The organism is Bacillus sp. JNUCC-22, from assembly GCF_018861275.1.
Taxonomy (GTDB): Bacteria; Bacillota; Bacilli; order Bacillales; family Bacillaceae; genus Bacillus; species Bacillus velezensis.
In genome coordinates this window covers 1910268-1925498 of sequence record NZ_CP076408.1, presented here as the reverse complement: position 1 = coordinate 1925498, position 15231 = coordinate 1910268, and the positions used below count along the sequence as shown (strand labels likewise).

4 protein-coding genes are annotated in these 15231 nt (G+C 46.6%); all 4 read left to right on the top strand.

What is annotated here, in order from left to right; genetic code table 11:
- Positions 1-14: 14 nt before the first annotated feature.
- Positions 15-677, top strand: coding sequence for a CoA transferase subunit B (locus JNUCC22_RS09240; protein ID WP_007410136.1), 663 nt, complete (start codon positions 15-17; stop codon positions 675-677).
- Between the two features lie 12 nt (positions 678-689).
- A complete protein-coding gene (locus tag JNUCC22_RS09235; RefSeq protein ID WP_014418050.1) occupies positions 690-1475 on the top strand; it encodes a 3-hydroxybutyrate dehydrogenase in 786 nt (261 codons plus the stop codon).
- Positions 1476-2034: 559 nt separating this feature from the next.
- Positions 2035-3237: a bacillomycin D biosynthesis malonyl-CoA transacylase BamD gene (bamD, locus tag JNUCC22_RS09230; protein ID WP_216062299.1), complete on the top strand. Its 1203-nt coding sequence runs from the start codon at positions 2035-2037 to the stop codon at positions 3235-3237.
- 19 nt (positions 3238-3256) lie between these two features.
- Positions 3257-15205: a bacillomycin D hybrid PKS/NRPS BamA gene (bamA, locus tag JNUCC22_RS09225; RefSeq protein ID WP_216062298.1), complete on the top strand. Its 11949-nt coding sequence runs from the start codon at positions 3257-3259 to the stop codon at positions 15203-15205.
- Positions 15206-15231: the final 26 nt, after the last annotated feature.

Here is a 15231-nt window from a genome sequence, read left to right as displayed (position 1 = left end):
AGGAGGCTGACAGAATGAGAGATAGCAGAAAACGAATGATCAAACGGGCTGTAAAGGAAATTAAGGACGGAATGAATGTGAACTTGGGGATAGGGATGCCGACGCTTGTAGCCAATGAGATACCGAATGATTATAACGTCCTGCTTCAGTCTGAAAACGGCTTGCTCGGGATCGGGCCTTATCCGGCGGAAGGAACGGAGGACCCCGATCTGATCAACGCGGGAAAAGAAACCATCACCGAAGTAAAGGGAGCCTCGTATTTTGACAGTGCCGAATCCTTTGCCATGATTCGCGGCGGCCACATTGATGTAGCGATCCTCGGCGGGATGGAAGTGTCCGAACGGGGAGATTTGGCGAACTGGATGATCCCCGGAAAAATGATCAAAGGAATGGGCGGCGCCATGGACTTGGTCCACGGAGCAAAACGGATTATTGTCATTATGGAGCACGTTAATAAATATGGGGAATCTAAAGTGAGAACGGAATGTACGCTGCCTTTAACCGGCAGGCAGGTGGTCGATCGGCTGATCACAGATTTGGCTGTATTCGATTTTCATGATGGCCGTATGACGCTCACCGAACTGCAGGAAGGTGTAACAATGGAGGAGGTCTTTGAGAAAACAGAAGGTCATTTTACTGTCAGCCAGTCGTTAAAAAACGGGGTCAGACCAAAATGAGGAGGTGCCGTCATGCATTCATTGCTTATTGAAAAAACAGCCGTTGTAACAGGAGCAGCCGGAGGAATCGGGCTTGAAATCGCAAAAGAATTCGCCCGTGAAGGAGCAGCCGTCATCATCTCTGATGTAAACGAACAAGCGGGGAAAGAAGCGGCGGCAAGACTGAAAGATGAAGGCTGTGAAGCAGTCAGCATCACATGCGATGTAACAAATGAAAAGCAAGTGGCCGACATGCTGCAGACGGTCGAGAAACAATTCGGACGTCTCGATATCCTTGTGAATAATGCGGGCATTCAGCATGTCGCGCCCATCGAGGAATTTCCCACCGAACAGTTTGAACGGCTCATTCGTCTCATGCTGACTGCGCCATTTATCGCAATGAAGCATGCATTTCCCATTATGAAAAAACAGCAATTCGGTCGAATCATTAATATGGCGTCTGTCAACGGACTGATCGGTTTTCACGGGAAAGCGGCATATAACAGCGCCAAGCACGGCGTCATTGGTTTAACGAAAGTCGGCGCACTTGAAGGCGCGGCTGACGGCATTACCGTCAATGCGCTTTGTCCGGGATATGTGGACACTCAGCTTGTCCGCAATCAGTTAAAGGACATTTCCGCAACAAGGAATGTACCGTACGAGCGGGTGCTTGAGGACGTCATCTTTCCGCTCGTTCCCCAAAAACGGCTGCTGTCAGTGAAGGAAATCGCTGATTACGCCGTATTTTTGGCCAGCGACAAAGCAAAAGGGGTCACAGGTCAGGCCGTAGTCATGGATGGCGGGTATACCGCTCAATAGTTCTTATACTTTTAAAAAAAACAGCCGCTCTGAACGGCTGTTTTTTTATGCCTGAAAACCTTGTTCACTCAATAGGCCGATTTACTGCGTCAATCGGTATCCGGGCAGGGTCATTCGCATGTTCTGCGGCGTATTTCGTCCTTGCGGATTTTCCCCATCCAGATCCATCTCTTGCACCACATTTATAATCAAGCGCAATCAGTTTACAATCTTTCACAGATATACAAATGATTTTTTACAATAAACAGAAAATATGTAATTTCTGACACAATAATGCCAATAGCCCTAAAACATATGAAACATGAAGAGCGCGTCCGAAGTGAAGAAGAGCCGGTAACAGGCTCCACCCCGGCTTTCATCATCTCTCTTTAAGACTGATTTTCGGTGAAATCCCCATGTTTTATTTTATGAATAAATATATCTAATTCGTTTGTGAAAACGAACAATAACTCCTCCGAAAGTATTCTATACACATTTGTTATAATCATGCTAGGATGTTAGATAAAGGGATATTTTGTAGGATATTGTATCCCCTGTTCAATATGATCGGAGGAATCTCATGAACAATCTTGCCTTTTTATTTCCTGGACAAGGGTCTCAATTTGTAGGAATGGGCAAACAATTTTGGAATGATTTTGTGCTCGCAAAGAGATTGTTTGAAGAAGCGAGCGATGCGATCTCCTTGGATGTAAAAAAACTGTGTTTTAACGGAGATATGAATGAATTGACAAAGACAATGAACGCGCAGCCCGCTATTTTAACGGTCAGTGTGATTGCTTTTCAAGTGTATATGCAGGAAATAGGGGTGGAGCCCCGCTTCCTGGCAGGCCATAGCTTAGGCGAATATTCAGCGCTTGTCTGTGCCGGCGCCCTTTCTTTTCAGGATGCCGTTACACTTGTAAGGGAGCGGGGAATTCTTATGCAAAATGCGGATCCCCAGCAGCAGGGGACGATGGCCGCCGTGACACAGCTCTCTCTCCAAACGTTGCAGGAAATATGTTCGAAAGTATCGACGGAAGACTTTCCGGCAGGTGTAGCCTGCATGAATTCAGAACAGCAGCATGTGATTTCCGGACACCGGCAAGCTGTGGAACGTGTCATCAAGATGGCGGAGGAAAAGGGTGCGGCATACACTTATTTGAATGTCAGTGCGCCTTTTCACAGTTCGATGATACGATCAGCCTCCGAACAATTCCAGACTGTATTACACCGGTATTCCTTCCGGGATGCCGCATGGCCGATCATTTCAAATGTCACCGCGCGCCCTTACAGCAGCGGAAATTCGATCAGCGAACATCTCAAGCAGCACATAACGATGCCGGTTAGATGGACAGAATCGATGCATTACTTGCTTTTACACGGAGTCACAGAAGTCATCGAAATGGGTCCGAACAATGTCTTAGCCGGTCTACTGAGAAAAACAACGAATCACATTGTACCTTATCCCTTAGGACAGACATCTGATGTTCACTTGCTTTCCAATTCAGCGGAAAGAAAGAAACATATTGTCCGTTTACGCAAAAAACAACTGAATAAATTGATGATTCAATCCGTCATTGCGCGAAATTACAACAAGGATTCAGCGGCTTATTCCAATATGACGATGCCATTATTTACGCAAATCCAAGAGCTGAAAGAGAGAATGGAAAGACATGAAAATGAGCTCTCAGAACAAGAGCTCGAACATTCGATCCATTTATGCAAATTAATTTGCGAGGCTAAACAGCTTCCGGATTGGGAAGAATTGCGGATTTTAAAATAAAGCGCCCAGGAGGGGACCTATGTATACCAGTCAATTCCAAACCTTAGTAGATGTCATTCGGGAAAGAAGCAATATCTCTGATCGCGGGATCCGTTTTATCGAATCCGATAAAAACGAGACGGTTGTCTCTTATCGCCAATTGTTTGCAGAGGCGCAAGGGTATCTTGGCTATTTACAGCATCTCGGCATTAAGCCGAAGCAGGAAATTGTATTTCAAATCCAAGAAAACAAATCATTTGTCGTTGCTTTTTGGGCTTGTATATTAGGAGGAATGATCCCGGTTCCGGTCAGTATCGGAGAAGATGATGACCATAAACTGAAGGTCTGGCGCATTTGGAATATATTAAATCATCCCTTTCTGATTGCCTCTGAAAAAGTATTGGACAAAATAAAGAAATACGCTGCAGAACACGATTTACAGAATTTCCATCATCAATTAAACGAAAAATCTGACGTCATTCAAGATCAAACCTACGATTACCCCGCTTCATTTTATGAACCTGATGCGGATGAACTCGCCTTTATCCAATTTTCTTCAGGATCGACAGGAGATCCAAAAGGAGTCATGTTAACGCATCACAACTTAATACATAACACGTGTGCCATTGGCACTGCCCTACACGTTCATTCGAAAGACTCTTTCTTATCATGGATGCCCTTAACGCATGATATGGGGCTCATCGCCTGCCACCTTGTTCCCTTCATAACCGGAATCAATCAAAATCTGATGCCTACAGAGTTATTTATTCGCAGACCTATTCTTTGGATGAAAAAAGCTCATGAACATAAAGCCAGTATTCTATCATCTCCTAATTTCGGGTACAACTACTTCCTTAAATTTCTGAAAAACGAACCAGACTGGGATTTATCCCACATCAAGGTCATCGCAAACGGTGCAGAACCGATATTGCCGGAGCTGTGTGACGAATTTTTGAAAAGATGCGCACCATTCAATCTGAAAAGATCCGCCATTTTGAATGTTTACGGTTTAGCGGAAGCGTCGGTCGGCGCAGCGTTCTCTAAAATAGGTAAAGAATTCGTTCCCGTTTATTTGCATCGTGACTATTTAAATCTTGGTGAAAGAGCTGTAAACGTCAGCAAAGAGGACCAAAATTGCGCTTCATTCGTCGAGGTGGGACAACCTATTGACTATTGTCAGCTTCGGATCTCCGATGAAACAAATGAAAGAGTAGAAGACGGAATCATCGGCCATATCCAGATCAAAGGAGACAATGTGACGCAAGGGTATTATAACAACCCAGAGAGTACGGAAAAAGCGCTGACTTCTGACGGCTGGGTAAAAACGGGAGACCTCGGATTCATTAGTGAAAGTGGTAACTTAGTCGTAACCGGAAGAGAAAAGGACATTATTTTCGTGAACGGAAAAAATATCTACCCGCACGATATTGAACGGGTCGCGATTGAAATGGAAGAGGTTGACTTAGGAAGGGTTGCCGCCTGCGGTGTATATGATCAAAAGACGCAAAGCGGAGAAATTGTGCTCTTTGTTGTTTACAAAAAATCACCTGAAAAATTCGCACCGCTTGTCAAAGAGATAAAAAAGCATTTGTACAAGCGGGGCGGCTGGAGCATAAAAGAAGTCCTTCCGATCCGAAAACTCCCTAAAACAACCAGCGGAAAGGTTAAACGCTACGAACTTGCCAGACAGTATGAGGCAGGGAATTTTTCAACAGAGTCTGCCGCCATCAATGAATGTTTGGAGAGCAGTCCGGAAACATCCGGACAGACACCCATTCATGAGATAGAAACGGAATTGCTGTCTATCTTTTCCGATGTGCTCAACGGGAAAAAGGTTCACCTCGCTGACAGTTATTTTGATATGGGAGCAAATTCATTACAGTTATCGCAGATTGCCGAGCGCATAGAACAGAAATTCGGACGCGAGCTTGCCGTTTCAGATCTCTTTACGTATCCTTCTATCACTGATTTATCGGCATATCTGTCTGAAAGCCGGGCTGAAATCAAGCAGGACGCGGCCGCGAAACCAAGCCATGTGACACCGAAAGATATCGCCATTATCGGGATGTCGCTCAATGTCCCGGGAGCGTCAACGAAAAGTGATTTTTGGAATCTGCTTGAAAAAGGTGAGCACAGCATTCGAGAATACCCCGAATCCCGGCTGAAAGATGCGGCGGATTATTTAAAGTCCATCCAAAGCGAGTTCAATGAGAGTCAGTTTGTGAAGGGCGGCTATTTAGATGAAATCGACCGCTTTGACTATTCGTTCTTCAGTTTAGCTCCTAAAGCGGCTCAGTTTATGGACCCTAACCAAAGACTGTTTTTGCAGTCTGCATGGCATGCGATTGAAGATGCGGGCTATGCCGGCGGCAGCATGAACGGGAGCCGTGTCGGGGTATATGCAGGGTACTCGAAGGTGGGCTACGATTATGAACGTCTTCTTTCTGCGAATTATCCGGATGAACTTCATCAATATATCGTGGGCAATCTCCCTTCCGTGCTAGCCAGCCGAATCGCTTATTTCTTAAATTTAAAAGGGCCGGCGGTCACAGTGGATACGGCATGCTCCTCATCGCTTGCCGCCGTTCATATGGCATGTAAATCTTTAATGTCCGGCGATTGTGAAATGGCTCTTGCCGGCGGTATCCGGACATCGCTCTTGCCGATCTGTATCGGACTTGATATGGAATCTTCGGACGGGTACACGAAAACGTTCAGCAAAGATTCAGACGGCACGGGCACAGGTGAAGGCGCGGCCGCAGTCCTGCTAAAACCTTTGCAGGATGCTGTTCGCGACGGAGACCATATTTACGGCGTAATCAAAGGAAGCGCGATGAATCAAGACGGAACAACCGCCGGGATTACAGCACCGAATCCGGCAGCTCAGACTGAGGTCATTGAGACGGCTTGGAAAGACGCGGGCATTGCCCCTGAAACACTGTCTTTCATCGAAGCGCATGGCACCGGAACGAAGCTCGGCGATCCGGTTGAATTTAACGGGCTTTGTAAAGCGTTTGAAAAGTATACGGCAAAAAAACAATTTTGTGCGATTGGTTCTGTTAAATCGAACATCGGTCATTTGTTTGAAGCGGCAGGCATTGTCGGGCTGATCAAATCTGTCCTCATGCTGAATCACAAGAAAAATCCGCCGTTAGCGCACTTTAATGAACCTAATCCGCTCATTCATTTTCACTCTTCACCATTTTATGTGAATCAGGAAGTTTCGGAGTTCACATCTGGTGATGAGCCGCTGCGAGGCGGAGTCAGCTCATTTGGCTTTAGCGGAACGAACGCTCATGTGGTATTGGAAGAATATATTTCTCAAAGTGAGTATGCACCCGAGGATGAACATGAGCCGCACCTATTTGTTTTATCCGCTCATACTGAAAAATCACTCTATGAACTCGCACAGCAGTACCGGCAATATGTATCGGATGACAGCCAAGCTTCATTAAAGTCCATTTGCTATACAGCCAGTACGGGCAGGGCTCATTTGGATCATGGCATTGCCATGATTGTATCCGGTAAAAAAGAACTATCGGATAAGCTGACCCGCCTGATTCAGGGAGACAGAAACCTTCCCGGTGTATACATCGGTTACAAGAATATGAAGGAAATGCTGCCTGCTCATAAAGAAGAGCTGAATCAACAAGCAGCCGCTCTGATTAAGCAGCGTTTGCGTACGCAAGATGAACGGATCACATGGCTGCATCGCGCAGCCGAATTATTTGTGCAAGGAGCCGTTATCGATTGGCGCGCGCTTTATTCCGGTGAAACTGTACAAAAGACGCCATTGCCCCTGTATCCGTTTGAACGGAGCCGATGCTGGGCTGAAGCTGACCAGTTGCGCTTAAACGAGGGCGAAAAGAGAGGAGAAGCGGCATTGAATATCAATCAATCGAAGGCGCACATTGAATCCTTCCTGAAAACTGTAATCAGCAATGCTTCGGGGATCAGAGCGGAAGAACTCGATCTGAATGCTCATTTTATCGGGCTCGGAATGGATTCTATCATGCTGTCACAGGTCAAAAAAGCCATCGCGGACGAATTTGGGGTAGATATCCCGATGGATCGTTTTTTTGATACGTTGACCAACCTTCAAAGTGTCATAGATTACTTGGCTGATACCGTTCCATCGTCCTTTGCATCCGCTCCGCCTCAAGAGAATGTTCCGGCGCAGGAAAAACAGGTCATTTCAGAAGCGCAGCCTGAATCGGATCGCAGAGATGGTCATCAAGAGCATACGCTCGAAAAAATAATCGCATCTCAAAATCAATTAATTCAGGATGCCTTGCAAGCTCAATTAAATAGCTTTAATTTGCTGAGAAACAGCGGACATCATTCCGACGAGAAAGAATACGCTAAAGCGCAAGAGAAATCAATTCCTTCTGTCAAGCAGGGGCCTCCGACCGTCACTGCAGAACAGAAAGCGGCTCAAGAAGCGAAACCCTATGTTCCTTTCCAGCCTCAGAACCTGAATGATCAGGGACACTATACCGCACGGCAAAAACAATACTTAGAAGATTTCATCAAGAAATACGCAGATAAAACGAAAGGTTCCAAACAATATACGGACAACACCCGATTTGCTCATGCAAACAACCGCAATTTGTCCAGCTTCCGTTCGTATTGGAAGGAAATCGTATACCCGATTATCGCCGAACGTTCTGACGGTTCTAAAATGTGGGATATTGACGGAAATGAATATATCGATATCACCATGGGATTCGGGGTTAACCTTTTCGGGCATCATCCTTCCTTTATTACACAGGTTATCGATGATTCAACCCGTTCATCATTGCCTCCGCTCGGCCCGATGTCAGATGTCGCCGGTGAAGTTGCCGACCGGATCCGAACATGTACCGGCGTGGAAAGGGTCGCTTTCTATAATTCCGGAACAGAGGCCGTCATGGTTGCCCTGCGTTTGGCGCGGGCGGCAACAGGAAGAAAGAAAGTCGTGGCGTTCTCAGGATCTTATCACGGGACGTTTGACGGCGTATTAGGGGTTGCCGGCACAAAAGGCGGGGCTGCGTCTGCGAATCCGCTGGCCCCGGGCATACTGCAGAGCTTTATGGATGATTTGATTATTTTACATTACAACAATCCCGACTCGCTGGACGTGATCCGCAGTCTTGGTGATGAATTGGCAGCCGTACTGGTGGAACCGGTACAAAGCCGCAGACCGGATTTGCAGCCGCAGGCATTTTTGAAAGAATTGCGGGCGATCACGCAGCAATCCGGAACAGCTCTGATTATGGATGAAATAATTACCGGATTTCGGATCGGTCTCGGCGGCGCACAGGAATGGTTCGGCATTCAGGCTGATTTAGTGACCTACGGAAAAATCATCGGCGGCGGACAGCCGTTAGGGGTAGTTGCCGGAAAAGCTGAGTTCATGAATGCGATCGACGGGGGTACCTGGCAGTATGGGGACGATTCCTACCCGCAAGACGAGGCGAAACGCACGTTTGTGGCCGGCACCTTCAATACTCACCCGCTTACCATGAGGATGTCATTAGCCGTCCTTCGCCATTTACAAACCGAGGGAGAACATCTGTATGAGCAGCTTAATCAAAAAACAGCCTACCTGGTCGATGAGCTGAATCACTGCTTCGAACAAGCGCAAGTGCCTATCCGCATGGTTCGATTCGGTTCTTTATTCCGGTTTGTCTCATCGCTTGATAATGACTTGTTCTTTTACCATCTCAACTATAAAGGGGTCTATGTATGGGAGGGACGCAACTGCTTCTTGTCTGCGGCACATACCGCGGATGATATCGAAAATATTATTCAAGCGGTGAAAGACACGGTGGAGGATCTTCGCCGAGGCGGATTTATTCCGGAAGGCCCGGATTCCCCTGATGGCGGAGGCCGTAAAAAGTCCGGGACGCGCGAGCTTTCACCTGAACAAAAGCAGTTGGTTATGGCATCCCATTACGGGAATGAAGCTTCCGCCGCTTTAAACCAGTCCATTATGCTGAAAGTGAAGGGCGAACTGCAGTATACATCATTAAAACAAGCCGTCCGGTATATCGTTGACCGTCATGAAGCTTTACGTACGGTGATTCATCCCGATGACGAGGTACAGCAAGTGCAGGAACGGATGAATATAGAAATACCAGTCATTGATTTTACCGGTCTCCCGCATGAACATCGGGAGCCGGAAATCCAAAAATGGCTGACAGAAGATGCCAAGCGACCGTTTCATTTCCATGAACAAAAGCCTTTGTTTAGAATCCATGTGCTTACATCGGCTCACAATGAACATCTGATTGTGCTCACGTTCCATCATATCATCGCCGATGGATGGTCAATCGCCGTTTTTGTTCAAGAACTGGAGAGCAACTACGCGGCAATAGTACAAGGAAAACCGATTTCACCGAAAGAGGCAGATGTTTCGTTTCGCCAATACTTAGACTGGCAGCAGGAACAGATTGACAGCGGCCAGTATGAAGAAGGGGTCCGTTATTGGCGGCGTCATTTCTCTGAACCGATACAGCAGCCAATTCTGCCAAGCACAGATTCTGTCCGTTATCCGAACGGGTATGAGGGAGACCGGTGTACCGTCAGGCTTGGACGGCCATTGAGCGAGGCTTTAAGGTCATTAAGCATTCAGATGAAAAATAGCGTATTTGTGACGATGCTGGGTGCATTTCATCTTTTTCTGCACCGGCTTACCAAACAGTCAGGCCTTGTGATCGGGATCCCCGCTGCAGGTCAATCGCATATGAAACAGCATGATCTGATTGGAAATTGCGTCAATATGATTCCGGTGAAGAACACGTCTTCTTCAGAAAGCACTTTATCCGGTTATCTTGGCAGTATGAAAGAAAGCGTGAATCTTGCAATGCGGCACCAAGCCGTCCCGATGGCACTGGTGGCCAGAGAGCTTCCGCACGATCAAGTGCCGGATATGCGTATTATCTTTAATTTAGACAGGCCTTTTCGAAAGCTGCATTTCGGAAAGGCGGAGGCGGAGCCCGTAGCATACCCAGTAAAATGCACCCTGTACGATTTATTTCTTAACATAACAGACGCGCATCAAGAATATGTTCTTGATTTCGACTTTAATACGAACGTCGTCAGTCCGGAAATCATGAAAAAGTGGGGAGCGGGTTTTACAAAATTGCTGCAAAAAATGGTTGAGGGAGATTCAATCCCTCTTGACGCCATGATGATGTTTTCCGATGAAGAACAGCATGATTTACAAGCACTTTACGCCGAACACCAGAAGCGGATCGCTTCAATAGGAAGCAATACGGCAAATTTTACTGAAGCCTACGAGGCGCCGGTAAATGAAACGGAGCGGCAGCTGGCGCGGATTTGGGAGGAACTTTTCGGCCTTGAACGGGTCGGCAGATCAGATCGCTTCCTGGCTCTGGGAGGAAACTCACTCCAGGCGACGCTTATGCTTTCCAAAGTTCAGAAGACATTTCATCAAAAGGTTTCCATCGGACAATTTTTCAATCACCAGACTGTTAAGGAATTAGCACGTTTCATTCAGAACGAAACGAAAGTCGTACACCTCCCGATGAAGACTGCTGAGAAAAAAGCGTATTACCCGACATCGCCGGCACAGCAAAGAGTATATTTCCTGCACCAACTGGAACCGGATCAGCTGGCGCAAAATATGTTCGGCCACATATCAATAACAGGGAAGTACGATGAGCAAGCCCTGATCTCATCTCTTCAACAAGTGATGCAGCGGCACGAAGCGTTTCGCACGTCTTTCGACATTATAGATGGCGATATCGTTCAGAAACTTGAAAACGAAGTTGATTTTAACGTTCATGTCCGGACAATGAGCCGGGATGAATTTGATGCCTATTCAGACCGGTTTGTAAAACCGTTCCGCCTGGACCAAGCTCCGTTAGTTCGTGCGGAGCTGATCAAGATTGAAAACGAGCAGGCCGAACTGCTCATCGATATGCATCATATCATTTCGGACGGTTATTCCGTCAACATCCTTACAAATGAATTGCTGGCTTTATATCATCAGAAACCATTACCGGACATTGAATTTGAATATAAAGATTTCGCAGAATGGCAAAACCAACGGCTGAATGACGATGCCATGAAGCGGCAGGCGACATATTGGCTGGAACAATTTCAAGACGAAATTCCCATCCTTGACCTGCCGACAGACGGTTCAAAAGCGGCAGAACGGTCTTCTGAGGGACAGCGTGTGACATGCTCCTTACAGCCGGATGTCATCCGTTCGCTTCAAGACTTGGCACAAAAGGCGGAAACCACTCTCTATACGGTGCTTCTGGCCGCCTATAATGTGCTGCTTCATAAATATACGGGACAAGAAGACATTGTCGTTGGCACGCCTGCTTCAGGAAGAAATCATCCGGATATCGAAAAAATCATCGGTATTTTCATACAAACCATCGGAATCCGGACGAAGCCGCACGCCAATAGAACGTTTACGGATTATCTGGAAGAAGTAAAGCGGCAGACGCTTGACGCTTTCGAAAACCAAGACTATCCATTCGACCGGCTTGTGGAGAAATTAAATGTGCAGCGGGAAACAACCGGAAAGTCTCTGTTTAACACGATGTTTGTGTTTCAAAACATTGAATTTCATGAAATCCGGCACAATGAATGTACATTTAAAGTGAAAGAACGAAATCCAGGGGTCTCTTTATATGATTTGATGCTCACGATCGAAGATGCCGGTCAACAGATAGAGATGCATTTTGATTATAAACCGGGACGATTCACAAAAGACACCATTGAACAGATTACCAGACACTATACCGCCATTTTAAACAGCCTTGCTGAGCAGCCGGAGATAACATTGTCTTCCGTTCCTATGCTGTCTGAAACCGAACGGCATCAACTGCTGACGGAGTGTAATGGCACAAAGACGCCGTATCCGCATAAGGAAACGGTATATCGGTGGTTTGAAATGCAGGCGGAACAGAGTCCCGATCATGAAGCCGTTATTTTTGGCAATGAGCGGTATACGTACAGACAGCTCAATGAACGGGCGAACCGATTGGCGCGGACGTTACGGACAAAAGGCGTACAAGCGGATCAATTCGTTGCCATCATCTGCCCGCATCGGATCGAGCTGATTGTCGGAATTTTGGCTGTTCTGAAAGCCGGCGGCGCATACGTGCCCATTGATCCTGAATATCCGGAAGATCGGATCCAATATATGCTGAGAGATTCAAGGGCGGAGGTTGTGTTGACACAGCGCAGCCTGCTGGATCAATTACCGTATGATGGTGACGTTGTGCTTTTGGATGAGGAAAACTCATACCATGAGGATCACTCGAATCTTGAATCGGACAGCGATGTGCATGATTTGGCCTATATGATCTATACGTCAGGTTCGACGGGAAACCCAAAAGGTGTACTCATTGAGCATCAGGGACTGGCTGATTATATTTGGTGGGCGAAAGAGGTTTATGTAAGAGGTGAGAAAACCAACTTCCCATTATACTCTTCCATCTCTTTCGATCTGACTGTGACCTCGATATTTACACCGCTGGTTACGGGAAATACCATCATTGTCTTTGACGGCGAAGATAAAAGCGCTGTGCTTTCTGAGATTATGCGGGACTCAAGAATAGACATGATCAAATTGACCCCGGCACATCTGCACGTCATCAAGGAGATGAATATCGCTGGCGGCACCGCAATACGGAAAATGATTGTCGGCGGAGAAAATTTAAGCACCCGTCTGGCCAAAAGTGTCAGCGAGCAGTTTAAAGGCCGGCTGGACATTTTCAATGAATACGGACCGACGGAAGCTGTCGTCGGATGTATGATTTATCAGTTCGACGCAGAACGGGACAAGCGGGAATTTGTACCGATCGGCACTCCGGCTGCCAACACGGATATTTATGTGGCCGATGCAAGCAGAAACCTGGTTCCGATCGGGGTAATCGGCGAAATATATATCAGCGGACCGGGTGTTGCCAGAGGGTATTGGAACCGCCCGGATTTAACGGCAGAGAAATTTGTTGAAAACCCGTATGTCCCGGGAGCGAAGATGTACAAATCAGGGGATTTGGCTAAGCGATTGAAGGACGGAAATCTTGTATATATTGGGCGCGTTGATGAACAAGTCAAAATCAGGGGACACCGAATCGAGCTTGGTGAAATTGAAGCAGCGATGCATAACGCGGAAGCGGTGCAAAAAGCCGCGGTTACAGTGAAAGAAGAAGAAGACGGCTTAAAACAATTATGCGCGTATTACGTAAGCGACAAGCCTATAGCGGCTGCGCAGCTTAGGGAACAATTGTCATCGGGGCTTCCGGACTACATGGTTCCGTCCTATTTTGTCCATCTGGAGCATATGCCGTTAACGTCCAACGGGAAAATAAACCGTAAGGCACTGCCTGCACCAGAATCGAGTCTGCAGCAGACAGCTGAATATGTTCCGCCGGGTAATGAGACGGAGTCCAAACTGACAGATTTATGGAAGGAAGTGCTCGGAATAAGCCATGCGGGGATCAAACATAATTTCTTTGATCTCGGAGGCAACTCCATCCGAGCGGCTGCCTTAGCCGCCAGAATTCACAAAGAGCTGGATGTGAATCTGTCTCTCAAAGACATATTCAAGTTTCCTACCATTGAACAATTGGCTGACAAGGCGTTGCACATGGACAAAAATCGATATGTACCGATTCCGGCTGCAAAGGAAATGCCATATTATCCGGTTTCTTCAGCTCAGAGGCGGATGTATTTATTAAGTCACACAGAAGGCGGCGAGCTGACTTACAATATGACGGGTGCCATGAATGTGGAAGGGACGATCGATCCCGAACGGTTAAACGCCGCTTTCCGAAAATTAATCGCGCGTCATGAAGCGTTGCGTACCAGCTTTGATTTATATGAAGGCGAGCCGGCACAGCGTATTCATCAGAACGTCGACTTTACGATAGAACGAATTCAAGCAAGCGAAGAAGAAGCGGAAGACCGTGTGCTTGATTTCATCAAAGCGTTTGACTTAGCCAAGCCGCCGCTGATGCGGGCCGGACTGATTGAAATTGAACCTGCGCGGCACTTGCTTGTGGTGGATATGCATCATATCATTTCTGACGGCGTGTCCGTCAATATTCTGATGAAAGATTTAAGCCGAATCTACGAGGGGAACGAACCGGACCCGCTCTCTATTCAATATAAAGACTTTGCAGTTTGGCAGCAATCGGACATTCAGAAACGGAACATCAAGAGCCAGGAAGCGTATTGGCTGGATCAGTTTCACGGTGATATTCCTGTACTGGATATTCCTGCGGATTATGAGCGACCTGCCATACGCGATTACGAAGGCGAATCATTTGAATTTCTTATACCCGAACACTTGAAACAGCGTTTAAGCCAAATGGAAGAAGACACAGGAGCAACACTGTATATGATTTTATTGGCAGCCTATACGATTCTTTTATCCAAATACAGCGGACAAGAAGATATTATCGTAGGAACGCCATCTGCCGGGCGGACTCATCTGGATGTAGAGCCGGTCGTGGGAATGTTCGTCAATACGTTAGTCATTCGCAATCACCCGGCGGGCCGTAAAACATTTGATGCCTACTTAAATGAAGTAAAAGAAAACATGCTGAACGCCTATAAAAATCAAGACTATCCGTTGGAAGAATTAATTCAGCATCTGCATCTTCCAAAAGATTCAAGCCGCAATCCTTTATTCGATACGATGTTTGTGCTGCAAAATCTTGATCATGCTGAATTGACTTTCGATTCCCTTCAACTCAAGCCGTATCCATTTCATCATCCGGTTGCCAAATTCGATTTGACCTTGTCGATTCAGGCGGACCGCGACAACTATCACGGACTGTTTGAATATTCGAAAAAACTGTTTAAGAAAAGCAGAATCGAGGTTTTATCAAACGACTATTTACACATCCTATCGGCGATTTTGGAACAGCCAAGCATTCTAATTGAACATATCGGATTGAGCGGCAGCAATGAGGAAGAAGAGAACGCGCTTGATTCTATTCAATTGAACTTTTAGGGAAAAGCATTATTTCTTTAAAATAT

Excerpts from the sequence above, each read along its gene's own strand:
- JNUCC22_RS09240 (WP_007410136.1), top strand. The coding sequence starts at position 15 with ATGAGAGATAGCAGAAAACGAATGATCAAACGGGCTGTAAAGGAAATT.
- JNUCC22_RS09235 (WP_014418050.1), top strand. The coding sequence starts at position 690 with ATGCATTCATTGCTTATTGAAAAAACAGCCGTTGTAACAGGAGCAGCC.
- bamD (WP_216062299.1), top strand. The coding sequence starts at position 2,035 with ATGAACAATCTTGCCTTTTTATTTCCTGGACAAGGGTCTCAATTTGTA.
- bamA (WP_216062298.1), top strand. The coding sequence starts at position 3,257 with ATGTATACCAGTCAATTCCAAACCTTAGTAGATGTCATTCGGGAAAGA.